29 protein-coding genes are annotated in these 20557 nt (G+C 65.3%); 16 read left to right on the top strand and 13 right to left on the bottom strand.

Features of this window, described 5'->3' with window-relative positions; genetic code table 11:
- The 9 genes from AC5P9C_RS14445 to AC5P9C_RS14405 form a co-directional block, all read right to left on the bottom strand.
- On the bottom strand, positions 1-890 hold an 890-nt coding region (locus AC5P9C_RS14445; protein WP_495205206.1), incomplete at its 3' end, for a hypothetical protein.
- A gap of 69 nt (positions 891-959) precedes the next feature.
- Positions 960-3440, bottom strand: coding sequence for a hypothetical protein (locus AC5P9C_RS14440; protein WP_495205205.1), 2481 nt, complete (start codon positions 3438-3440; stop codon positions 960-962).
- Positions 3441-3581: 141 nt separating this feature from the next.
- A complete protein-coding gene (locus AC5P9C_RS14435; protein WP_495205204.1) occupies positions 3582-3785 on the bottom strand; it encodes a hypothetical protein in 204 nt (67 codons plus the stop codon).
- Positions 3782-4147, bottom strand: coding sequence for a Ref family recombination enhancement nuclease (locus tag AC5P9C_RS14430; RefSeq protein ID WP_495205203.1), 366 nt, complete (start codon positions 4145-4147; stop codon positions 3782-3784). Before AC5P9C_RS14430 ends, AC5P9C_RS14435 begins: the two co-directional genes overlap by 4 nt.
- Positions 4147-4749 carry a hypothetical protein gene (locus tag AC5P9C_RS14425; protein ID WP_495205202.1) on the bottom strand — a complete coding sequence of 201 codons (603 nt, stop codon included), beginning with the start codon at positions 4747-4749 and terminating at the stop codon, positions 4147-4149. The genes AC5P9C_RS14430 and AC5P9C_RS14425 overlap by 1 nt, the downstream gene beginning before the upstream one ends.
- Positions 4715-5701, bottom strand: coding sequence for a helix-turn-helix domain-containing protein (locus tag AC5P9C_RS14420; protein WP_495205201.1), 987 nt, complete (start codon positions 5699-5701; stop codon positions 4715-4717). The genes AC5P9C_RS14425 and AC5P9C_RS14420 overlap by 35 nt, the downstream gene beginning before the upstream one ends.
- A 444-nt stretch (positions 5702-6145) precedes the next feature.
- Positions 6146-6457 carry a winged helix-turn-helix domain-containing protein gene (locus AC5P9C_RS14415; RefSeq protein WP_495205200.1) on the bottom strand — a complete coding sequence of 104 codons (312 nt, stop codon included), beginning with the start codon at positions 6455-6457 and terminating at the stop codon, positions 6146-6148.
- On the bottom strand, positions 6454-6984 hold the full coding sequence (locus AC5P9C_RS14410; protein ID WP_111190574.1) for a phage regulatory CII family protein: 531 nt from the start codon (positions 6982-6984) through the stop codon (positions 6454-6456). Before AC5P9C_RS14410 ends, AC5P9C_RS14415 begins: the two co-directional genes overlap by 4 nt.
- 109 nt (positions 6985-7093) lie before the next feature.
- On the bottom strand, positions 7094-7522 hold the full coding sequence (locus AC5P9C_RS14405; protein ID WP_495205199.1) for a hypothetical protein: 429 nt from the start codon (positions 7520-7522) through the stop codon (positions 7094-7096).
- Positions 7523-7594: 72 nt separating this feature from the next.
- Between AC5P9C_RS14405 and AC5P9C_RS14400 the strand changes: the two genes are divergently transcribed.
- A complete protein-coding gene (locus AC5P9C_RS14400) occupies positions 7595-8281 on the top strand; it encodes a LexA family transcriptional regulator (RefSeq protein WP_495205198.1) in 687 nt (228 codons plus the stop codon).
- Between the two features lie 91 nt (positions 8282-8372).
- Here AC5P9C_RS14400 and AC5P9C_RS14395 read toward each other — a convergent pair whose 3' ends face one another.
- The gene (locus AC5P9C_RS14395) at positions 8373-9119 is read right to left on the bottom strand and encodes a hypothetical protein (RefSeq protein ID WP_495205197.1); all 747 of its coding nucleotides are present in this window, start codon (positions 9117-9119) and stop codon (positions 8373-8375) included.
- A 557-nt stretch (positions 9120-9676) separates the two neighbouring features.
- Between AC5P9C_RS14395 and AC5P9C_RS14390 the strand changes: the two genes are divergently transcribed.
- Entirely contained in the window at positions 9677-9868 is a 192-nt protein-coding gene (locus AC5P9C_RS14390) for a hypothetical protein (protein WP_197574486.1), read from the top strand.
- Positions 9865-10080, top strand: a complete 216-nt coding sequence (locus tag AC5P9C_RS14385) for a hypothetical protein (RefSeq protein ID WP_372484157.1) — start codon at positions 9865-9867, stop codon at positions 10078-10080. The genes AC5P9C_RS14390 and AC5P9C_RS14385 overlap by 4 nt, the downstream gene beginning before the upstream one ends.
- A 31-nt stretch (positions 10081-10111) precedes the next feature.
- Here the strand turns inward: AC5P9C_RS14385 and AC5P9C_RS14380 are convergent, their stop codons facing one another.
- Positions 10112-10378, bottom strand: a complete 267-nt coding sequence (locus AC5P9C_RS14380; RefSeq protein WP_134709539.1) for a hypothetical protein — start codon at positions 10376-10378, stop codon at positions 10112-10114.
- A gap of 138 nt (positions 10379-10516) precedes the next feature.
- On the opposite strand from AC5P9C_RS14380, the gene AC5P9C_RS14375 reads away from it, so the two are divergent.
- The 10 genes from AC5P9C_RS14375 to AC5P9C_RS14330 all read left to right on the top strand — a co-directional run bounded on the left by AC5P9C_RS14375 (position 10517) and on the right by AC5P9C_RS14330 (position 14936).
- Positions 10517-10759 (top strand): hypothetical protein, encoded by a 243-nt coding sequence (locus tag AC5P9C_RS14375; protein WP_495205196.1) that lies wholly within the window; start codon positions 10517-10519, stop codon positions 10757-10759.
- A gap of 91 nt (positions 10760-10850) precedes the next feature.
- Entirely contained in the window at positions 10851-11234 is a 384-nt protein-coding gene (locus AC5P9C_RS14370) for a hypothetical protein (RefSeq protein WP_495205195.1), read from the top strand.
- 3 nt (positions 11235-11237) lie between these two features.
- Positions 11238-11450, top strand: a complete 213-nt coding sequence (locus AC5P9C_RS14365) for a hypothetical protein (protein WP_161771697.1) — start codon at positions 11238-11240, stop codon at positions 11448-11450.
- On the top strand, positions 11447-12268 hold the full coding sequence (locus AC5P9C_RS14360; RefSeq protein WP_495205194.1) for a hypothetical protein: 822 nt from the start codon (positions 11447-11449) through the stop codon (positions 12266-12268). Before AC5P9C_RS14365 ends, AC5P9C_RS14360 begins: the two co-directional genes overlap by 4 nt.
- Positions 12261-12539, top strand: coding sequence for a hypothetical protein (locus AC5P9C_RS14355; RefSeq protein ID WP_495205193.1), 279 nt, complete (start codon positions 12261-12263; stop codon positions 12537-12539). Before AC5P9C_RS14360 ends, AC5P9C_RS14355 begins: the two co-directional genes overlap by 8 nt.
- Positions 12532-13077, top strand: a complete 546-nt coding sequence (locus tag AC5P9C_RS14350; RefSeq protein ID WP_495205192.1) for a hypothetical protein — start codon at positions 12532-12534, stop codon at positions 13075-13077. Before AC5P9C_RS14355 ends, AC5P9C_RS14350 begins: the two co-directional genes overlap by 8 nt.
- Positions 13074-13658, top strand: coding sequence for a hypothetical protein (locus tag AC5P9C_RS14345; protein WP_495205191.1), 585 nt, complete (start codon positions 13074-13076; stop codon positions 13656-13658). Before AC5P9C_RS14350 ends, AC5P9C_RS14345 begins: the two co-directional genes overlap by 4 nt.
- On the top strand, positions 13655-13963 hold the full coding sequence (locus tag AC5P9C_RS14340; protein WP_495205190.1) for a hypothetical protein: 309 nt from the start codon (positions 13655-13657) through the stop codon (positions 13961-13963). Before AC5P9C_RS14345 ends, AC5P9C_RS14340 begins: the two co-directional genes overlap by 4 nt.
- Positions 13964-13974: 11 nt before the next feature.
- Complete coding sequence (locus tag AC5P9C_RS14335; protein ID WP_495205189.1) at positions 13975-14193, top strand: helix-turn-helix transcriptional regulator; 219 nt, start codon at positions 13975-13977, stop codon at positions 14191-14193.
- A 260-nt stretch (positions 14194-14453) separates the two neighbouring features.
- Positions 14454-14936 (top strand): hypothetical protein, encoded by a 483-nt coding sequence (locus AC5P9C_RS14330; RefSeq protein ID WP_343540610.1) that lies wholly within the window; start codon positions 14454-14456, stop codon positions 14934-14936.
- Between the two features lie 14 nt (positions 14937-14950).
- Here AC5P9C_RS14330 and AC5P9C_RS14325 read toward each other — a convergent pair whose 3' ends face one another.
- Positions 14951-15412 carry a methyltransferase family protein gene (locus AC5P9C_RS14325; RefSeq protein ID WP_049414606.1) on the bottom strand — a complete coding sequence of 154 codons (462 nt, stop codon included), beginning with the start codon at positions 15410-15412 and terminating at the stop codon, positions 14951-14953.
- A 154-nt stretch (positions 15413-15566) separates the two neighbouring features.
- Here AC5P9C_RS14325 and AC5P9C_RS14320 point away from each other — a divergent pair, with 154 nt between their 5' ends.
- From AC5P9C_RS14320 to AC5P9C_RS14310, 3 genes are all read left to right on the top strand, one after another.
- Positions 15567-17588: an esterase/lipase family protein gene (locus AC5P9C_RS14320; protein WP_074726093.1), complete on the top strand. Its 2022-nt coding sequence runs from the start codon at positions 15567-15569 to the stop codon at positions 17586-17588.
- 84 nt (positions 17589-17672) lie between these two features.
- Positions 17673-18545, top strand: a complete 873-nt coding sequence (gene hchA, locus AC5P9C_RS14315; RefSeq protein WP_074726094.1) for a glyoxalase III HchA — start codon at positions 17673-17675, stop codon at positions 18543-18545.
- Positions 18546-18549: 4 nt separating this feature from the next.
- Positions 18550-19254: a PA1136 family autoinducer-binding transcriptional regulator gene (locus tag AC5P9C_RS14310; protein WP_074726095.1), complete on the top strand. Its 705-nt coding sequence runs from the start codon at positions 18550-18552 to the stop codon at positions 19252-19254.
- Positions 19255-19274: 20 nt separating this feature from the next.
- On the opposite strand, the gene AC5P9C_RS14305 is transcribed toward AC5P9C_RS14310, so the two are convergent.
- The gene (locus AC5P9C_RS14305) at positions 19275-20501 is read right to left on the bottom strand and encodes a cytochrome P450 (RefSeq protein ID WP_103282925.1); all 1227 of its coding nucleotides are present in this window, start codon (positions 20499-20501) and stop codon (positions 19275-19277) included.
- Positions 20502-20557: the final 56 nt, after the last annotated feature.

The following is a 20557-nucleotide window of genomic DNA, read 5'->3' as shown; positions in this document are numbered from 1 at the left end:
TCTACCTGCACGTCAGTCACGTAGATGACCCCGTTAGGCTGTTGGCCCAAACCTGCATTGCGGGAATTCCAATCGGAACCGCCAGAGAACCAGATCGTCAGCGCCAAGTTGTCCCCAGCAGCGGCCGTCTTACCTGCAGTACTCGGGACAGTGAGCGTGTGGGCAATGGTCGTCCAGCCTGCACCGATCGAAAATACCTTGCTGCCGATACCGGTAACCGCCGGTGTGCTGCTTCGAAAATTCTGCACGAACTCAATGGCAATCTGCCTGTTTGTACCGGCAGGAGCGTACACACGCATGGACACCGTTACCTGCTTCCCCTGCATCGTGTGTACGTTCTCGATGCGTTGCTCCATAACAGCGTAGTGCCCGGCGCCGCCGCTGATGGCGATTTCAGTTTTTGGCAGCGCCTTGCCGCTATTCTGAACCTGATCGTAGTCCGCAGGGTTGAGCACATTTGCTGTCAGAGTTATTGATGCGCCGGCACCAGCGTTAATCAGCCAACGATCCGCCGAGTACTTGGCGTCGCTGCTATTGGCTGGTGCCGTTGACGTGAACGTGTTACCCCGCTGCCAGATTCCGAAACCGCCGTTGATAAGTACATTCTTTCGGATGAAGCGTGCACCAAGCGCAGTGTCTGCGTTCTGGCGTGCGGTCACTTCTGCAGCAATGGCCTGCGAGAGCGCAGTATCTGCATCGTCACGCAGCTGCTTCTCCTGCTGCAGTGCGATCTTCAGGTCCTCCACGTCCTGAGCACCGGCCTCCAACGCCACAAGGCGCCCCTCGGCATCCGCGAAGTTGTCGTTGCAGGTTGCAAAGGCGGTGAACGCGTCGTCGCCTGGGCGGCCATCCGGCTGGATGGTCGTTTGATCAATGAATTTCTGCGGCATGTGTGTTCTCTGCTATTGATCGCCCACGGCAAAGCGGGCCGGACATGCCGGCCCGCGCCTCGTGCGGTTTCAGTTCTCGACCGAGATGATCGACAAGCTCTGCGTGATGGACTGCTGCTGGAATGAGCCGGAGGTGTGCGTCACGGTCTGCTCGGTGAAGCTTGTGATCACCGCGCGGTAGGTCATCGTCTGCGCGCTGGGGCTGGTGTCGTTCACCGTGAACGATCCGCCCCAGTCGGAAATCGCGTTGTCGGGGCCATCCGTTTCGTTGAGGATGTTCACCCCGCCGCCGGCGTTGAGAATCTGCCACAGCGATTCAGCGCCCTCCCCTACCCGCCGATAGATCTCCACGCGTGCTGTGTTCTGGCCGGCGCCCGCGACAAAGCCGTCGCTGCCGTAGGTGGTCTTGGTCCGGATATGCCGGCGGGAGAAGCTGACAGTGACGCTCCGCACGCGGCCGTTGGTGGCGAACGGGCCGTTGACCAGCTCCACGCCGACGGTCTGCGTGGTCGTCGTCTGAACCGCGTTGCGCAGGATGCCCGCCGAGAGTTGGCCACCGAAGTAGGCGTTGCCGTTGGCGTCCATCCACATCACCGCATTGGCCTTCGATGCAGCGCCGGCGCCGACGTTGGGGCCGAAGTAATCGACAAGGTTGTCGCCGGCACTGCCGAAGTTTGTGCCAATGATGCGCTGAGCAGATCCTTTCCAGACGCGCAGGAAGCCACCGCGCCATTCCATCCCTTCACTGGCTCCGGGCGAGATCACCTCGAACGTGTTGCTGGAGAAGCGGGTGTTGACGACCTGACCGTTGTTCTCGATGACCATGCCGCCGATCAGCGGTCCGCCGCCACTGTTGGCGATGACATTCAGGAACGCCCTCGCCAGTACCTGGGTCAGGCCGCTTTCGGTCTGGACCACCCGGGCCTCCATGCCCTGCACCACCTGCGCGCTGGCCTTGCTGTCCACCTCAGCCTTCACCGACTGCAGTTGGCCAGTGAATGCCTCGATGCCCTGCTCGGTCACGTTGACCCGGGCGCTGATCTCCTCGACGTAGTCCGCTGATGCTTTTCCGTCCAGCTCGACGCCCAAGTGCTGGATCTGCACAGCCTGGGCGCTCTGCTCCGTTGCGATGACCTCGATGGAACGGGTGGCCGTGGCCTCGAACTCCCCCAGCTCGGCACGGACCGATTCCACCTGCTTGGCGACGGCGCGATCGCCTTGGGCGATCACGGACTGCCAGGTTTTCACACCCGCGCGCACGTCGCGGTCACCGGCGTTCCAATCCCGGTCGCCGGCGTGCCTGTACGTCACCTGCGCTTCCAGCGACGACGTTCTGTCGCCGACCGCCCGGATCCCCTCCTCCGTTTCTTCCACACGGGTCGTGACGGCATCCAGCGCTTCCGCAGAGGCCAGCTTGCCGTCGCCGGCGGGCATCCTCGCAGACACCCGCCCGATCGCCTCAGCGTTGGCGCTGTCGCCGTCTGCGCGCGCCTGGCGCTCCTCCGTGACGCTCGCCTCCGTGGCAACCGTGCCATCGCCAGTGGGCATTCGCGCTTGGATCACCTCGATGGCGCTGGCGTTGGCCTCATCGGCCGTGACCCGCGCATCGCGCTCCGCGGCAAACAGGCCGCTCGGAACCTGGGACAGGTCGCTGCCTTCGTAGTCGCCCCGCAGCTGCACGGCCAGCGTCTCACGCTTGCTGGCCTCGGCCACGTCCGCCGCTACGCGGGCGCGGGCTTCCTCTTGGACCAGCGCCACACCGGCACCGGGCGTCGGACGCCCGATGGCCACCCAGTCGGTCATGAAGTAGCTGGAGACGGTCTGGGTCGCGCCGAACTGCAGCCGGATGGCGTCGACCTCACCCGGCCACCAGGCGATATCGGCCACATCGACCGTGCCGACGCCATTGTCGTCCCACCGCGGCTCCGGGATCGCCGCCCGCTTGTTCACGTCCCATGCCAGGTCGGCCAGCGTGATCCACTGCAGGAAGCCGTCCCACGCTGCATCGCCAACGCGCTTCACCCTCAACTTGACGAAGTGGTAGGCGCTGCCGTCGACGGCCAGAGCAGCCGGCGATTGAACATACGGGTTCTCGGTGCCATTGGCCGGCCGCAGCCAGCCATCGACCACCGTCGGTGGCGCACCGTTGCCGGTCCACTCCTCCACGGCGGTGTCGAAGTACCAGATGCGCAGGCTGTCGAACTGGGTCCCACTGCCGGCGGCCACCTCCGACAGCGCGCGTGACAGCGATTCCACGTCGCTCTGCCGGGTTTGGGTCTCCAGCGTGATGGCAGCCTCGCGCTCGATGCGCTCATTCAGCAGGCCGTCGACCCGGGCCTGCGCCTCCTGCGCGATCGCCTCCATAGCTTCGGACACGCCGCGCTGCCGCAGCTCAGCCTCGGCCAGGAGATCCCGGGCAGCGGCAGCCAGGCCGTCGGCCCGCGCGGCCGCTTCTGCGGCATCTGCCTCGATCCGGTCGACGATTTCCTTGGTGATCCGCTCGGTCTGCTTGATCAGTTCGGCGGTGGTCGGCGGCGGCGTAGCCTCCACCACCGAGCCCGAGCCCGGCCGGCCGCGGACGGTCGGCGTGATCTTGAACCACCACTTGGTGCCGGCGTTGTCGCTGTAGAAGTAGCGCGTGTCGGTGGTCCGATAGATCTCGGTCTTGGTTGTCTTCTATTGCGGCACCTGTCACGCCGCACGGTCCGAGCTGGCCGTCAGGCGCTGCACCTGCCCGCCGCGTGCCTCGAACTGCTCCACCGTCTCGGCCGGGCCATCGGCGAGCACATGTGCCTTGGCTCGCTTGGGCCGGGACACCGTGTTGTGGTCCATCCGCCGCTTGCGGGGCGCACGCTGGGGGTTGATCCTCGGCGCCATGGCCTTCGTCTTCTTCATGCTGCCCTCAGTTCGTTGATGTAGGTTTGATTCGCAATCAGCTCGTCGTCGGAGCCGTACGTCTCGTGGAACGTCCGCGAGCCATCCATCAGGCTCGGGCCGTAGATCTGGCGCATCGTCGCGAAGGTGTTCCCCTCCATCGGATGCCGCATGTGGTGCCACTTGCAGAGGGCGTAGCCGAACATGTGACCGCGCCGTAGGTTCCCGCTCTTGGCGTGGTTGTAGTCACAGCCGTAGACCACCAGCTCCGGCTCCAGCAGCTGCTGCTCCAGCAATGCCAGGCAGGCCATGCACGGACCGGTCTTGGCCAGCTCGATCCGGGCGCCCTCTTCTTTTGTCGGCGGCGGTGCCTTAGACCACATCAGCTCTCACCAAAGCCGAGGTCAGCTGCAGCGCGTGCCATGGCGGCACGGGCAGATTCACGATCGCGCACCGGCCGCACCCCGTGCTTCTCCTGCTCGATCGCCAACACCGGCTGCGGCACCGGCTTGCCCTCCACGACGTACTGGACAGCGCGCGTGTAAGCCTCCTCCAGCATTCGACGCTGCTGCGATCCGTGGTCAGCGGTGGCGTAAAGGTGCAGGTCCAGCAGCGATCGCACCAGCACCGTGAAGCCGCTCTGCGGCCGGCCAGGCGCCATCTCCCGCTCAACTGTCGCGATGACCGGAATGTCCAGGCACATCGTCAGGAACCTCGGCGGGTTCGGCGGCCACTCCCGGCCCTCGGTCAGGCAGCAGGCCATGCCACGCGCGTGCTGTGCCCGGCTGCGGCCTTTCAGCACCTGGAACCACGTGCCGGCCGCGATGGTCAGGCTGCCGTCCTTCTTGAACGGCGCAGCGCCGTTCTCGCGCTCCCACTTCCCCGGGAACATGGCCGTCATCTGCTTCCAGAATTCCCACAGGTAGGCAGACTGCTGCTCGCCCAGCGGCTCAGCCGACGACGGCAAACTCGGCGTCGACGACATCGCCTGGTTCGAACCCAGCGCCGCCACCGTGGCCACCGCCTCGGCGTTGGGCGTAGAACTGCTGTTCGAGCTGCTCGGTGCGGTCGGCAGAACCGTGTTGAGGGCTTGCATGGGTTGCTCCTGAGGATGGCTGGGCGACAGGGATCACGGGCAGCGCCAGGCCGGCGGCCATCGTCTGCTTCAGGGACTCGTTCGGGTCGTGGCCGGCGGCGATCAGGTCCAGCAGCTGCTGACGGACCTGCAGCCAGCCCTGGACCGACAGCGGGCGGCGGATCGCGGCGCGGTGACGGACGAACCTGGCCAGCAGCTCGCGGTCGACGCCGGTCGGCGTACTACCGAACCCGGCCAGCTCGCGGTCGACCTGCTCGGTGGTCAGCGCCAGAGGATCGGCCTCGCGCTCATACTCACGGTGTGAGGGTTGCTCTTGGTTGCTTTTGGTTGCTCTTGGTTCGGGTGCAATAGCCGTTGCACCCTTTGAGGGCACTTTTTGCACCCTTTGCGACGCTTTTTTGCACCCTTCACGAGGGTTTTTTGCACCCTTCGAGGTCTCCGTAAAGGGTGCAGAATCTGCACCCTTCTGGACGACGGATTGACCTTGAATCGAGACCCCGAGATGTTCCACGGGAGACTCATCAAAGGGTGCAACTTCTGCACCCTTCAACCAAGCCGGATTTATCCGATACTCGCGGGTGACGCCGCCCTCTTCGAAACCCGGTCGGCGGCCACCGCGGCCAGAGTTGACCAGCAGCAACCAACCAGCCTGTTCCATGCGTCGCAGCTGGTATTGCACGGAGCGCTCAGACTGGCGCGTCTTGTGCGCCAGCCTGGCGATCGACGGAAAGATGTGCGTTCCATCATCATGCGCGTGGTCGGCCAATGCCAACGCAAGCAGCAGCTCCCCGCCACTCCCCGGATACCTGGAGAACACCAGGCCCGTTACCCGGGCGCTCACAGGGCACCCCGGGTGTTCTGCTCAGGGCAGACTACTCCCCGCCATGAACCCGACAGTAGGGCTGCTGGTCGTACAGCGACTTCCACCGAGCGGGCACCTCGTCCGCCGCTCCGGTCACAGTGTTCCGGCAGCGTTGCCCAGCCCCAGTGTGGGCGCTGCATTGCACACGGCCTCCCCACTCGATCCAGTCGTAGTACTCGGAAGGCGTCAGGCCCAAAAGAGCGGATGTATGCAGCTCCCCGGCCGCTATCGCTGCGGCTTGTTCGGCGGTTGCGAATGCCTTTCTCGCACCGAACGGTGCCTCGATGCTGAAGAGGAACATGCCCCCTGCGCTCGCAACGGTCTGCAGCGCTTTCAGGATGGTTGGGTCGGCCAAGGTCTCGCTCCTCCGAGCATTGAGGTACGGCAGATCCTAGCGCCGATGCGGTCATCTTGATCATTTCTTCAGACTGCCAAGTTGAAGTTGGAGCCCGGCGCAACCGGCCACCAGGTGCATGCGGGCTTGCCGGTGGTTGCGCACGGCGCGGTCGGGCCGCGCCAAATGCGTCCCTCGCGGGCCAGCTCAGGCAGTCGGCGACCCAACATGTGGCGATCAAGGCCAGTCAGCGTCGACAGGTGCAGGCTGCTCTGGCCAGGATGGCGGATCACCGCAGCCTCGGTCTTGGCATGCTGGAGACGAAGCGCGCCGCTTTCAGCGAGCGCGGCGGCGGCAATGTGACTGGACTGCGGATCAGTGGAGCGGGCCGGGTGGTTCATTGCCGTGCCCTCCCCTTCGCTGCAGCGCGCGACACATTACGGATCAGCCGGTGTGCCATCGTGATAAGCGAGTTGGCCTCTTCCACCATCAGCTTCGCTTCGTCGCTGTCGATATGGTGATCGGCCATCGCGTCCACGGCGGTGCCAGACAGGCGCCCTACCCGTGTGGTGATCTCCAGCAGCTTGGTCTGGATGGCCCCGATCTCGTCCGACCAGCCACCCTCCGGCGGAGGCGGAACGGTGGCCACCGCCATGCCGAACTGCCCGGCCAGCGCCTGCATCCAGTCCAGGGCGTAATCGCTGCCGCCTGCCTTCTCCTGCATCCACTCGGTCAGCAGTTCGGCTATCTCCATCGTCACGGACTCACCCTCCAGCCCGCGCAACTTCGCGCGCAGCGTCTCCGGATGCATGGATTTGCCGCGTCGGTCGGCTAGGAAAGCGGCCGCGTCCACGACACCACCGGGCGTCTTGCGCACGGAGTTGTAGAGAACGTCGAGCCAGTTGAGAGCGGATGTGCGGCAGGTCATGGGTCACCTTGGAGAAGGCTGTGTTTCAAGGTTTCGGGCTGGGCCCGGGTGGCGCACGATGAGCGCCATGGAGATCAATGAGTCAGGGACGACGGCCAGCGATGGCCTTTTAGGCGGTGTCGACGGGACCGATGCGGCCGGCATCGGGATCCTCGGTCGCTGGCTCAGCAGCTGCCTTCGGCTCGCCACCGAGAAGGCGCTGAATCTGCGGCAGTGCGGGCAGCGCGCCCTCCTCCGGCCAAGCCTCGACCTCATCTGCAGGGAGCTGCAGCAAGGTGGCCAGGTGCTTGTCGCTGGCCATACCAAGGCGGGCGCGCAGCGCGCTCTTCGTCACGTGAACACTGCTCGCTTGGTAGGCAGCGGCCCCACCAATCCCGAAGGCGTCGGGCCGCAGCAGTTCCAGGAACTGCCGCCGGGCCGGGGGGATACCGCTGGAGCGCCACTCGCTCACAGACGGCGGCTTGATCTGACAAATGCGGGCCACCTCGGTGGTGCCACCCAAGCGATCGATGATCTCGGAAGCGGTAAGGTTGTCCATACGCGCAGATTAGGACTAGCTAATTACTCAGTCAATAGCCAGTCCTAACTCAATTGCCGTTAGCCTTTCCTAATGACTACTCTCGCCGAACGACTTACGCTCGCTATTGAGCACGCGCAGATCACCAAAGCCGAGCTGGCCCGCCGCGTTGGCATTTCCGCTCCCAGCGTCAACGGCTGGTTCAGCGGGAAGGCAAAGTTCCTACGGGGCGAAAACCTGTTGGCCGCTGCCAAGGGCCTGGGCGTCAGCGAGGTCTGGCTGGCCACCGGCAAAGGACCGATGTATAGCGGGGTGCAAGAGCCCTCCGTCTCATACGTCGCGGAGAATGAGACACCACCCGGCTATGTTCGCTTCGACTTGTTTGAAGGGGGTGCAGGGATGGGTGCAGGGATGGTCAACCAAGACTACCCAGAGGTGGTGAAGACCATCGAAGTTGCAGAATGGGAAGTCCGCAGGAAGCTCGGTTACCTACCCAAGCCAGGCAGGATCAAGATCATCACCGGCCGCGGGCCGTCGATGCGGCCCAAGCTCGAGGACGGCGACATTGTCTGGATCGACACCAGCTGCGACTACTTCGACGGCGACGACTACTACCTGATCAACATCGGTGGCGAGACACAGATCAAGATGCTGCAAAAGCGTGGCGATGGTCTGTACGTCGTGAGCGTCAACACCGATTTTCCAGCCTACCGGCCAGATCCTGGCGATGTGAGCATCTTGGGTAAGGCGCTGATCCACGCAGGGTTGAGGAAGTTCTAGGTAGCGGGCCATCCTCACTACTGTCCCAATTGGGGACAACAAAAAAGCCCCGCCGAAGCGGGGCTTTTCCATGACAGGCAAACGTGCGGCATCAATCCTGGTTCGATGCCTGCTCGCGAGCAATGATACGGCGCATCGCGTCGCGAGCGGCCTGCTTCTCTTCCTCGGTCCATGCGCGCGGTGCGTGGCCTGTCGGGGCGGTTAGAGCGACAGTGCCTGCGCTCAGAGCCTGACGCAGGACGCCTTCGTCTATGGGCTGAACGTTAGCGAATTCGCCAGTAACCAAGTTCATGATTCTTCCTCTCTTGAGAAATGACTCTTCCAAGTCTGCGTAAGTCGTGTTGGCCGGGCCGAGGTTATGCTTCTGCGTGTCGATCTCGACGAACTTCACGCTGCCACCGGTCTGGATATCGTGCTTGCTAGCCGTCTCTACACAACGAAATGAGCAACCGTTCGACGCATAACACGAAAGCGCAGCAGCACCACCGCTGCCGCAAAACGATGCAAAAGTCTCATACGCATGGTAAGAACCCGATTTGCAATCCACCGTGAAGATCGGCTTCTCGATGATGGAAATGCAAACGTCGGACACTTGGCCGTTAGCCAGCGTCCGATACGTACCGGGCAGATCTGCATCGGGATCGCCCTTGTGGAACCATTGCTTCCACTGATCAATGAGCCTCGCGTCGCCAGCGCAGATCATCGCGGCGCCCGCGCGGTTCGCAATCTTGTCAAAGCCACTGTCATCGACGTAGCAAAAGTACTTGTCAATCATCAGCGACCAGCGAGAGTCGCTGGTGATGCGCTTCGCCTTAAAGTCTAAAACGTTAGTTGTCATTCGTCCGTGATCCCCCTGTGACACGCAAAACAGGAGCGCGCGCGCCCCTGTTCACATGCGCGAATAGTAGGCGTGAAACCCCAGTTCCACAATTGCCTCCAACACATCTTGTCAATACCGACCGCGCCTTTCCGACGAGCGGAGACTGGATGTGGACAGTTCTGTGGGTAGTCTCACTAGTTTCATGAGACTGAGTTGAAACTCCTTCACAGGCCCAACCGTGTCTTCCGCTCACCCGAGTCATCTGCGACACCACTCGCTAACACTAGACGGTCCGACCAGTCTCCCAGCCCGTACTCGGCCGTATCACTGCGTGGGTGGCCTGCCACCAGGCACTTCCACTGGCTACCAATCCACGGCTCCAGCGTAGGGCCTGGCGATGCACCTTTGGGGGAAAGTTCACCGCTTTGGGCACCCACATCGCGTCGCTGCTCGGAAGCCGCCTCAGGTCCGCCCATAAAATTAGCCACTCCTATTGACTGGAGGATTAGCCACTCCTAATATACGGTCGTCGCCCAACGCAACCCCATCCCGGGGCCGGGCGCAGGAGATCACGCATGGCCATCCTTTCCCTCGGCGTCCGCCAGTCGACGCCAACCGTCGCCGCCGACAGCCTCAGCGCCAAGGTGGTTTCCGACCTGGGCGCTGCCCGCCTCCTCCAGTCCGCTGACGAAGCCGAGCGCTATGCCGGCCAGCTGCTGGAAGCCGCGAAGCAGCTGCGCGCCGCGCAGCATGGCGCCGCCGCATGAGCGCCGCCCTCGCCAACCACTCCACCGCTCAGCGCGCCGCTGCAGCCGCCGGCATCGTCGCCCGCGCCGGGCGCCGATGGGGCCTCCTCCCCTACCAAGTCGTCGTCGCCGCCAGCCTCGCAGCCCATGCCGTCCTGCGGCAGGGCAAGAGCGCTGCAGGCGCTGTCGCTGCAGCCCGCCGCGCAGCACGCGCACAGGCAGGTGCTGCATGAGAGCCAACAAGATGAATGCTCCCCCTACCTTTCAAAGCATGGCTGGGTTGAACTCTTCACCCTCGAGCCAGTCTTCACCACTCCGGCGCAGGACACGCTTGACCTGCGAGTCCACGACACGAGCATTGAGCCCTGAAATCAACAGGGCTACCAGTGCAAGGCAACTGCGCCGGTCCGAGAAAGTCTCTTGTGCGTCGATTAACGTCACGCCGTCGAATGTTCGCAGGCGCCATCGCCAGCCAACAGTGCCCGTCAGTTGGGCCCATAAGCCTGAGCGGCGGTACACCTCGACGTACATCCAAGCTCCTCAGGAGACGATCAGCAGGCAATCGTACTGTCAAATTCGCGTGAAGCAACAGGCTGCCGAGGCCAGGGCAAGCCAACAGCTGAATCGCTTAAGGACCGCTGTCCGTGCGACGGTCAAGGGGCATCGCTGATGCGCCACCTTGCCCTGCCCATCTACTGCGCCGTCGTCGTCGGCCTGCTGCTGGGGCTGCTCGCGCGCGCCATCTACACCGGTGCCGGCTCCCTCCTCCCGCCCTTTGGTGCTGGCGTTGTCTTCTTCACCTGGTGCGGCGTACGCGACCTACGGGGCAACTGGCCCGCGTTCCGCGACGAGATGCGCCAGCGCTCGGCGGAGAGAGCGCGCGCACCGCTGCCCGCCGACGACACCCAATGATCCCCTGCCCTGCGCTCTCCCCCTGTAGCGCAGGGAACCCGCGCCGGCCGGGTTCCAACAGCCGGCAAACCATTCCACATCGAGATCCGCCATGACCGATTCAGTCGTTGTCGATTTCCAGCACGAGCCCGAGTTCGCCAAGAAGGAGAACGGCGAACTCCCCCGAGTTGAACTGATCCGCGAGCAGGTTGCCGGGTTCGTTGAGGGCTATACCACCGCCAAGGGCCAGCGGCCACCGCGCATCGTCGTGCAGGCTTCAGACCTGAAGCACTGTGTGCGCCGGATCCTCGCCCGCATGCAGAAGCCTCATCGTGATGAAGCCAAGGCGGCATGGATGCGGGCGCGCAAGGCGGGGTCCAAGCAGCCGTGGCGGGAAGCGAAGCCCGAGCCGATCCCCGGCGCAACTCTCACCTGGTGCGGGATCCCCATCGAAGGCATGGGCTACAGCCGTCACCGCGCCGTCGACAAGCACTGACCCATGGCCAAGCCGGTCCAGATGGACATTTTCGACGACGACCCAGCGCGCGAGGCAGCCGCCTGGCGCGTGCAGGCGGAAGAGTCGCTGAGGCACTTCCAGTTCCCCGAATCGATCCGTCTGGAACGGCATGCCTACTACCTCGGCGTGGCCGAACAACTTGAAGCCAGGGCGCGCGGCGCGCGCTCCACCAACAGCAAGGACATGCAGGCATGAGCAACGACAAGATCACGGCCGCCGCGCGCGAGCCCTACGACGCAATGGGGCCGATCGATACGCCCAATCCGCCTGCAGCGCGCGCCACCCTGGCGGACGTGCAGCCCGGTGGGACGGTGAGGCTGGGGGATCAGGCCGAGCGGGCGCGGTTCGAGGCGTGGGGCCGCACGGAAGGTCTGCCGCTTGCCCGGGGCAAGTTCGGTGGCTATCCCTTCGAGGTGACGGCAAAGGCGTGGCGCGCTTGGCAATACCTCTCCACCCGGCCCTCCCCGGGTGGTCAGGGGGAAGTGACGGACGACATGGTCAAAGCCGCGCTCGGACCGAACGGTTGGTCGACCTACAACGAGGAATGGTCCAGCCGAGACCGTATGCGCGCCGCGCTGGCAGCTGGCCTCGCCGCCCGCCAGCCGGTGTATGTGCAAGGCTGCGATGAGCTGCGTGCGCGGACCGAGAGCGAGCGTGCCGCGTACATGGAAGGCTTCGAGGAAGGCAAGAAGATCGCCGCCCGCCAGCCGGTGGGGGAGCCGGTCATCGACTACGAAGACCTGGTGGACCAAGCCAAGGACCTGATCCAGTGCGGTTGTAGCGTTAACGGTGCCTTCGATTGGCTGCTGGAACAGCTGACTGACGGCGAAGCACTCGCCGCCCCGCCCACGCAGGCCGTGGACCTGGGCCGTGCCCGCGCTTCGATTCAGTCGCTGCTGAATTGGATTGACGACTGGGCGGAAACGCCGGAGGAATCGGGCATCGACGCAATCGAGGCTGAGGCAGAAGCCGTGCTGGCCCTGATCGACGGCAAGGCGGTGGGCAATGGCTGATCCCAAGTACATCGCCAGTGGCGACCTGCACGAAGCGAACGCAGCGCTCTGCGAGTTTGCCGGGCGCTGGAACATGGACGGCGACTACATCCGTTGCCGCGAGTGCGACCGTGCCCAGCTGACCAACTACGCACACTTCCAGTTCCAGCACGCGCGAGACTGCGCCGTAGCGTCGAGCTCCGACCCGCATCCGTGGGTGACGTTCGTGCGCCTGGTGACGCCGATCATCGAAGCCGTCGAGAAGGCGGAGAAGGCGGCGCCACATGGCTGACCAGCTGCTCCCCACGGCTTCTACCAGCGCGCCTTCAGCGCTTAGGGGTAAGGCCCGCCACGTGGCGCTCAACCGCAGCCATGCCGAGCTGCATAGCGTCGCCCTTGCTCCTGATCACGCCCTCGGATCGCAAGTCGACAGCGATGCCGTCGACTTCGGCTGTGTACGCGAAAACGTCATCCACGCTGCTGGTGATGGTCAGCACGAAATGGTAGCCATCGTGGAAACCGCGCAGGGTTCGATGAAAGCCACGGGTAGTCATGGGCCGAGCGCGGTAGGGGACTTGCAGCACTGTACAGCTGACTACGGCAAGGCGACAGCATCCAGTCTGGCGGCTGGCTCGCTACCTGCCGCTGCACAGGCCAAGCACACAGCGCGCGTGCTGATGACCGAATGCCGGGCGCGCCGGCACGGCCTCGGCTTCTGGTTCGCCTTCAACGCTGCACAGCGCGCGCGCATGCGTGCCAGCACTTGCGCCCCACTGCCGGCACCGCCGCGCGCACCGGCACTGCCGGCCCAACTGGACCTGTTCGCATGACTGCACCACTGCCCATTTCCCCGGCCACTGTTGTCGAGGCCACCAAGGCATCGTCGCGTGTCGCAGCTGTCGTCACCACCATGCTCCGCCTGGGCGCCGCCGGCGCGCCAATCTCTGCCGACCAGGTTCGCGAGTGGGGCGAGACCCTCCTGCAGGAGCTGTACTCGCAACCGCCCGTGCGCTGGGAGTACCGCAACAAGAACGACGTGGGGCCCGGGTGCTGGGTGACTGCCACCTCTGAGCACTTCTATCACGCCGCCAAGCGCGGCTGGGTCGTGCGAGCCCTGTGGGAAACCCCGCGTGTCATCCAGCCGGAGCGCGACCACGCGTTCAAGGCAGGCGTGTGCACCAGGTGCGGCGATCCCGAGGACTGGGCCGGCCCTGATTGTTCCCCGCTGGTCGAGAAGGTCGACCCGCGAACCCTGCTCCCGTTCGACCCGCAGTGGCTGGTCGAGCCGCTGGAATGGCTCAGGGACGCCCGTCAGAACCTCAACCCGTACGAATGCCGCAGGCGCGCCGAGCAAGCCGCCTTCCTGCTGGAAAAGCTGGTCCCCCACATCGAGGAGTGCAAGAAGCCATGACCCAGGAACATATCAGCCACCCGGAAGGGTTGCCGAACTGCGCCGCCGGCCACCGCGCGCGCCACATCCACGACAAGCGCTGCGCCTCCGCCGGCGGTGGCCACCTGATCGAGTGCGCCTGCAGGTCGACCAGCAAGCACGCCGATCCCGAGAAGGCCATCGCAGCGTGGCGCAGGCTAAACCGCCCCGAACGCAGCGCGCGCCCAGCCGCACTGCCTACTGCGGCCGACAACGTCCTGCAGTTCCAACTCGGGCTAGCCGAGCGCCAACCCAAGACCCAGCGCGCGGCGCTGGCGTCGATCTGAAGGAGGACAACATGGCCACCGAGCCGCTCGTTTTCATCAAGATGCCCGAGGTCAGGCGCCGCACGGGTTTGGGCAAGACCACGATCTATGACCGGATCGGCGCCGGCACATTCCCTGCGCCTGTGCCGCTCGGCGGCAACGCGGTAGGCTGGATCGAGGCCGAGGTGGACGCCTGGCAGGCCGCCCGGGTTGCCGAGCGGGATGGAATTGAACCCGCCAAGGCTGCATAAAGTGGGGGTATTGCTGGGGGTATCTGATTCGGACACCAGCACCAACCACCTTCACCATCAAAAACTTACGTTCACATTGCGGTAGGGCCCACCTCCACCATCTGTATGGCCTGTCGAGGCCGCAAGAAGCCGGATCTCCCGTCAACTGGGGTTCCGGCTTTTTTGTGCCTGCACGTCGCGCGGGACGTGTGGCGCACGATCGGGGTGCCCCCCCCCCCCACACAACAGCCCTGACCCCGCGACCGCCAGAAGGATCTGCCATGAAAGCTGCCCTCACGGTTTCCCTTCTCCTCACCGCCCTCGCCGCAACCCCAGCCACGCGCGCCGCGGCACCGGCCATCGCGCCGCCCGGCACCGCCACGCTGGAAGCCCTGCTGGCCTGCAAGCCCGGCTCGGATTTCAGTGCGGCCGACGCCATCGACGCGCTGCAGGCGGCCGGCCTGGCCAAGAAGCCAGCTGGCACGTTCGAGCCGGAGGACAAGCCGGTCGCGCTGTTTGGCGGCACGGTCACCGGTGCCGATGTGAACGTGGCCGAAGGCGAGAAGAGCCTCTTCGTGTACTTGAACGGCGTCGATGCCAAGCGCCTGGCCAGGACCTGGTCGGTGACCGGGGTCAACGAGCACGCCAATACCGAAGAACCGTCGTACGTGAAGCGCGTCGACAAGCGCCACACGCTGCACGTGGTCGCCGGCGACGACTACGAAGGCTATTCGGCCGCGGTGAAGTGCCAGATCAGCGGCTGATGGCGTAGCCAACGCTACAGCCAGCGCGGCACCCGGCGACAGTACTGCACGTACGCCTCGGGAAAGCGGGCCATCAGTGCACGCTCCTCCGGCAGGATCTGCAACCGGGTGATGTACGCCAGGAACAGCGGTACCACCAGCAGCGCGATCAGGTTCTGCAGGTACATCATGGCCCCCAGCAGAACCAGCGCCTGGCCCAGATACATCGGATTTCGTGTGCGGCGGTAGATGCCGCTGGTAACCAGCACGCTCGAGGCTGAAGGTCGCAGCGGATTGACGGTGGTGCCTGCTCGCCGGAAGGACACCTTGGGCAGCAGGTTCAGCACCACACCGAGCGTCATCGTCAGACCCGCCAGTAGCACCGGCACCGGCGCCCGGAAGTCAAAACCCGGCCACAGGCCGCATGCTGCATATCCGACAGCAGCCCACAGCAGCATCACCACGGGCGGGGGAATACGGTTTTCCAGCCAGGTCATCGCGATCACTGCGTCCCTTGATACTCCGCAGTGTCACACGGCGATACCTGGATGGCACGCAGGGCGAATGAGCCCAGCACCACCCCGACCCAGCCGGTAGATTCCACGTTGACAGACCGCCCGCTAGAGTGGCGCCACCGCGCAGGAGGATCGCATGGCTACCACGGGCTTGGGCTTGATCGGCCGCACGACCCTCATCATCACCGTGCTGCTCACCCTGGGCGGCTGCGCGACGCTGCGCCAGTTCGGGCCGTCGGTGCAGGTCGCTTCGGTCACGCCCGGCCAGTACATCGCGCTCAAGCGCGGTGACATCCTCACCTCCGGCAAGCTCAGCGCGGCGACCACCGAGACCCTGCGCGTGGCCGGGCTCGATGAGGGGGCCTGTGCCAAGCCCGGCCTTCCCTGCATCGAGGCGATGGAAGGCAGCATCGTGGTGCGCGAGGAAGACAAGCGCTCCAGCCTGGCCGAGCTGTGGCTGCAGTATGCGATGACCCTGCCGGCGCCGAAGCGCGAATACTCCGCGTCAGGCCGGGCCAAGACTGCAATCACCGAGCTGGATGCCGACTTCCAGCCGCGCCTGGACGCGTGGATGCAGGTCGCGCGCCAGGCCTATGCCTATCTGTTCTTCACCGAGCGCACCGCCAACCAGCGGGGGTTCGAGGACCGCCAGACCCAGGTGCGCGACTACTACAACCTGGCGGTGCAGGAGGCTTCGGTGCAGCTGTACGATGCCTATGCCACCGGGCGCGTGCACAACACGGCCAACCACCTCCGGCTGGGCCGCTGGACCTTCGTGCTGGCCCCTTCAGACGAAGCATCGGCGCTGGACCAGCGCACCCCCAGCGAGCTGGTACCTGCCGCCTCGCTGTCGTTCACCGGCACGCTGCGCAGCGTGCACCGCCGCGATGGCTTCGGTGCCGAGCTGGTGGCGGTGATGGACGACCCGGCCGGCAGCACGACTACTCCGCCTCCGGCGGCGGCGCAGGCGGCGCAGGCAGGACGTTCTGCCACGCAGAGCTGGAGCGAGATGCCTTCGCCATCGATGACGGTGCTGCTGCGCTTCTCGGGAAAGAACCTGTGGGAAGTGCTGCATGACGACGAGCCGGAACTGGAGATCCACGATCCCTACCAGGTCTCGGAAGTGACCCTGCACGGCCAGCAGGTGCCGCTGGCAGCCAATTTCACCGCCGGCTACGCGCTGTGGCTGGCCCGCTCCAACTTCAGCCGCCAGTCGTTGCGCACGCTGTTCGGTGGCAAGGGCGGCATCGACACGCCGCATCTGTACATGATGCAGCCCTACGACCCGAACCGTCGCGTGCTGCTGATGATCCATGGCCTGGCCAGCAGTCCGGAAGCGTGGGTCAACGTGGCCAACGAACTGCTGCGCGACGACGAGATCCGCCAGGCGTTCCAGGTCTGGCAGTTCTATTACCCCACCAACATGCCCATCGCGATGAGCCACGATGCGATGCGCCACACGCTGGCCGAGGTGTTCAGGCACTTCGACCCCAGCGGCAAGGCGCAGGCCTCGCATGACATGGTCCTGGTCGGGCACAGCATGGGGGGAGTGATCGCACGGTTGATGGTCTCCTCCTCGGGTGACCACCTGGTCGATACCCTGCTGGCCACCGCGCAGATGACGCCTGCCCAGCGCGAGCTGCTGCGCACCAAGGGCGCGCCGGTGCTGACCTTCCTGCCGGAGCCGGAAGTATCGCGGGTGGTGTTCATCGCCACCCCGCATCGCGGCACCGACGTGGCCGGCACCCGCCTCGGCCGCTGGATCGGCCGCCTGGTCCGGCTGCCGCTGACCGTGCTGGAAGACGTGGCGACGCTGGCCAACGACGGCCAGATCGACCGCACCGATGGCAAGCACGGCTACCAGATGAACAGCATCCAGAATCTGGACAAGGATGACCCGTTCGTCCGGGCCGTAACCGACCTGCCGATGTCTCCCAGGGTGCACTACCACTCCATCATCGCCCGCGCCAAGGCCGACGGCCCGCTGGAAAAGACCGATGACGGGCTGGTGCCCTACTGGAGCTCGCACCTGCCGCATGCGGATTCGGAGAAGGTGATCGTGTCCGGGCACAGCGTGCAGGAAGCCACGCCGGCCATCGTTGAACTGCGCAGGATCCTGCATGAGGACATGCAGCAGCACCGGACGCCGCTGAAGTAGCAGGGCCCGATTGAGGGGAATCCCTCATCGTGGCTGCGCGCGCGGCCTTTTATGCTGGGTCCACTTTCCCCCACGGAGGTCCGCATGCACACGCAAGAGCCCAGCCGCCAGCCCAGCCCCGATCCGGCCGAGCGCGATGCCTTCTTCCCGTCGCCGTACTCGCTGTCGCAGTTCACATCGCCCCAGAGCAACCTGTCCGGGGCCGAGTACCCGGATGCACGCCGCGACGGCCGCTGGAAGGTGCTGATGATCGCTGCCGATGAGCGTTACCTGCCGACCGCCAATGGCCACCTGTTCTCCACCGGCAACCACCCCGTGGAAACCTTGCTGCCGATGTACCACCTGGACAAGGCCGGCTTCGGGATCGACGTGGCAACGCTGTCCGGCAACCCCGTCAAGTTCGAATGGTGGGCCTTCCCGCGCGAGGACCGCGAGATCGGCGCACTGTACGAACGCTACGAGGCGCGCTTCCGCCAGCCGTTGCAGCTGGACGCGGTGGTGGCCGGCCTGGGAGCCGATTCGGACTATGCCGCCGTGTTCATTCCCGGTGGCCATGGCGCACTGATCGGCCTTCCGGAGAGCGCAGCAGTGAAGGCCGCGCTGCACTGGGCCATGGCCGCGCAGCGCCACATCATCACCCTTTGCCATGGACCGGCGGCGCTGCTGGCGGCGGGCGTCAACGAAGCTGAAGGCAGCTCGCTGTTCCGTGGCTACCGCATCTGCGCGTTCCCCGACGCGATGGACCGGCAGACGCCGGAGATCGGCTACATGCCGGGGCAGCTGCGTTGGTTCTTCGGTGAGCGGCTGGCGCAGCAGGGCGTGCAGATCGTCAATGAGGGCATCGATGGCAGCGTGCTGCAGGATCGGCTGCTGCTGACCGGCGACAGTCCGCTGGCGGGCAACGCGCTGGGCAAGCTGGCCGCGCGTACGCTGCTGGACGCGTTGGTCGGGCGCTGAGCCAGTGCCCGCGCTGGTGTCCGCGTTGCTGGAACTGGAACAGGCGCGCTCACTGGCCGCGGTGGGCGGCGTGCTGCGCCGCGCCGCCTCACCCTTGGGCTACGACCGCCTGCTGGTGTTCGCCACCGGCACCGGCCTGGAACGCGGCGCACAGCGCGTGTACTGGATCGAAGGGGACTGGTTCGACGACGGCAGCGCTACCGGGCTCGCCCGCTACCTCCACGCCTGCCCGGTCAACCGCCATGTACTGGACAGCACGGCGCCGTTCTTCTGGAGCAAGCGCCAGGGCGTGCGCGGCGAACGCTATCTGGTGGTGAAGCAGCCGCGCGGCGATGGCCTGCATGGGCTGCAGGTTCCGGTGTTCGGCCCGACCGGTCTGGAAGGCGCGGTCAGCTTCGCCGGCACCTCGATTGATGCGTCCGCCAGCGCGCGCGTGCTGCTGGACATGGTCGGCACGTCCGCCTTCCGTGCGGCGCGGCGTCTGGCCGAAGCGCCTGCGCAGGTTCCCGCGGGCACCTTGAGCGCGCGCGAACGTGAAGTGCTGCGCTGGGTCGCGGCCGGGCGGCGCCAGGCGGACATCGCGGCCACACTGGGGCTGTCTGCGCGCACGGTGGAGAACCACCTGCGTCGAGCGCGGCAACGGCTGGGTGTGGCCACCACCGCGCAGGCGGTGCGCGCGGCCGCCCGCCGAGGCGAGATCGACGACTGAGCCCCGCGCGGTGGCCACCGTCATGCGCGCCGCGGCGTCAACGTACCGATGAAGTCGACCGGGATGGCAAAGCCCTCCAGCTGCATCCAGGGTGCTGGCACCTCCTGCACCGACAACTCGAAATCGCGGGTCACCAGCGCGCAGAACAGCAGCAGCTGGGCATGGCCGACCGCGCTGCCGATGCAGGCACGCGATGAGAATCCGAACGGGACATAGGCGCCCTTGTTGGCCTGTCGGCGCTCGGGCAACCAGCGATCCGGATCGAAGCTGTCCGGGTTCTGCCAGTACTCCGGCGAATGATGCTGGAAGTAGGATGACAGCTCGTATGCCCCACCCTTGCGGATGCAGACACCCTCGATGTCGATATCGTGCGAGGCGGGACGATGCAGGGCGAACAGTCCCGGCCACAGCCGCAGAGTTTCCTTGACGAAACGCGACGTGCACGGCAGGGACTTGATCGGCAGTGCATACAGCTGCTCCAGGCTCAGCGCCGAGGTTTCCTCGCGAATGCGCGCATGCCAGTGCGGAAAACGGTGCATCGCGTAGAGCAGGCTGGCGGCAGTGATACCGGGCAGGCCCGACATGCCGGCCAGCACCATCGACACCAGATAGGCCACCCGGTCCACCCCGACCCGTTCTACCAGCGGCAGCAGCGATTGCAGGAAGTCCTCGCGCGGCGCGCTCTCCCGCGCACGGCGCCGGATGTGCCGTGACACGGTGCGCGCCGCGCGGCGGGAAAGGTGGAAGTCGATGATCCGCCGCCAGAACGAGAAGTTCTGCAGCACGATGGCGTTGTAGCGGGTCTTCTGTTCGCCGATGAGTGCTTCGACGTCGGCGCGGCTGAGGCCATCGATCAGCAGCGGCAACAGCGACTGCGAGATCGTCCACCAGCTCAGTTCGCTGAGGTCATGCGCACGATCAGCACGCTGGACGAGAAAGCCGTGCATGCGCGCGTAGAGATCGCGCATGTGCCCGGGGCTGGCCAGGCGTCCGGCCTGTTCGCTCAGTAGTCCACGCACCTCACTCCATGCGACCGGGTCGCGGGCACGGCGCAGGCCAAGATAGTCAATCAGCGAATCCGGTACTGTGTGCCGGTCGGTGTTGGCCTTGTCGACCCTGACCGCCAGGGCCGGATCAAAGATGCCGACAACATCATTGTTGAAGCGCAGCACCGGCCCTTCGCGGCGCACGCGATCGAGCAGGTCGTCGATGGAAACCACTTCCGCATCCGCTGCACGCTCATCCATGCACTGCCCCCGATGCCAGGGAAGATCATCGACCTTCCCTGGCGATGTCATCGAAT

Source organism: Stenotrophomonas sp. YJH_SMC_10, assembly GCF_059371555.1.
This window is presented reverse-complemented; position numbering and strand designations above follow the sequence as displayed.

Coding starts and splice junctions, on each gene's coding strand:
- AC5P9C_RS14375 (WP_495205196.1), top strand. CDS start 10,517: ATGCGCCACCTTGCCCTGCCCATCTACTGCGCCGTCGTCGTCGGCCTG.
- AC5P9C_RS14425 (WP_495205202.1), bottom strand. CDS start 4,749: ATGTCGTCGACGCCGAGTTTGCCGTCGTCGGCTGAGCCGCTGGGCGAG.
- AC5P9C_RS14305 (WP_103282925.1), bottom strand. CDS start 20,501: ATGGATGAGCGTGCAGCGGATGCGGAAGTGGTTTCCATCGACGACCTG.
- AC5P9C_RS14325 (WP_049414606.1), bottom strand. CDS start 15,412: ATGACCTGGCTGGAAAACCGTATTCCCCCGCCCGTGGTGATGCTGCTG.
- AC5P9C_RS14330 (WP_343540610.1), top strand. CDS start 14,454: ATGAAAGCTGCCCTCACGGTTTCCCTTCTCCTCACCGCCCTCGCCGCA.
- AC5P9C_RS14345 (WP_495205191.1), top strand. CDS start 13,074: ATGACTGCACCACTGCCCATTTCCCCGGCCACTGTTGTCGAGGCCACC.
- AC5P9C_RS14360 (WP_495205194.1), top strand. CDS start 11,447: ATGAGCAACGACAAGATCACGGCCGCCGCGCGCGAGCCCTACGACGCA.
- AC5P9C_RS14335 (WP_495205189.1), top strand. CDS start 13,975: ATGGCCACCGAGCCGCTCGTTTTCATCAAGATGCCCGAGGTCAGGCGC.
- AC5P9C_RS14410 (WP_111190574.1), bottom strand. CDS start 6,984: ATGACCTGCCGCACATCCGCTCTCAACTGGCTCGACGTTCTCTACAAC.
- AC5P9C_RS14400 (WP_495205198.1), top strand. CDS start 7,595: ATGACTACTCTCGCCGAACGACTTACGCTCGCTATTGAGCACGCGCAG.
- hchA (WP_074726094.1), top strand. CDS start 17,673: ATGCACACGCAAGAGCCCAGCCGCCAGCCCAGCCCCGATCCGGCCGAG.
- AC5P9C_RS14370 (WP_495205195.1), top strand. CDS start 10,851: ATGACCGATTCAGTCGTTGTCGATTTCCAGCACGAGCCCGAGTTCGCC.
- AC5P9C_RS14365 (WP_161771697.1), top strand. CDS start 11,238: ATGGCCAAGCCGGTCCAGATGGACATTTTCGACGACGACCCAGCGCGC.
- AC5P9C_RS14350 (WP_495205192.1), top strand. CDS start 12,532: ATGGCTGACCAGCTGCTCCCCACGGCTTCTACCAGCGCGCCTTCAGCG.
- AC5P9C_RS14435 (WP_495205204.1), bottom strand. CDS start 3,785: ATGAAGAAGACGAAGGCCATGGCGCCGAGGATCAACCCCCAGCGTGCG.
- AC5P9C_RS14395 (WP_495205197.1), bottom strand. CDS start 9,119: ATGACAACTAACGTTTTAGACTTTAAGGCGAAGCGCATCACCAGCGAC.
- AC5P9C_RS14380 (WP_134709539.1), bottom strand. CDS start 10,378: ATGTACGTCGAGGTGTACCGCCGCTCAGGCTTATGGGCCCAACTGACG.
- AC5P9C_RS14415 (WP_495205200.1), bottom strand. CDS start 6,457: ATGAACCACCCGGCCCGCTCCACTGATCCGCAGTCCAGTCACATTGCC.
- AC5P9C_RS14430 (WP_495205203.1), bottom strand. CDS start 4,147: ATGTGGTCTAAGGCACCGCCGCCGACAAAAGAAGAGGGCGCCCGGATC.
- AC5P9C_RS14390 (WP_197574486.1), top strand. CDS start 9,677: ATGGCCATCCTTTCCCTCGGCGTCCGCCAGTCGACGCCAACCGTCGCC.
- AC5P9C_RS14385 (WP_372484157.1), top strand. CDS start 9,865: ATGAGCGCCGCCCTCGCCAACCACTCCACCGCTCAGCGCGCCGCTGCA.
- AC5P9C_RS14355 (WP_495205193.1), top strand. CDS start 12,261: ATGGCTGATCCCAAGTACATCGCCAGTGGCGACCTGCACGAAGCGAAC.
- AC5P9C_RS14405 (WP_495205199.1), bottom strand. CDS start 7,522: ATGGACAACCTTACCGCTTCCGAGATCATCGATCGCTTGGGTGGCACC.
- AC5P9C_RS14320 (WP_074726093.1), top strand. CDS start 15,567: ATGGCTACCACGGGCTTGGGCTTGATCGGCCGCACGACCCTCATCATC.
- AC5P9C_RS14340 (WP_495205190.1), top strand. CDS start 13,655: ATGACCCAGGAACATATCAGCCACCCGGAAGGGTTGCCGAACTGCGCC.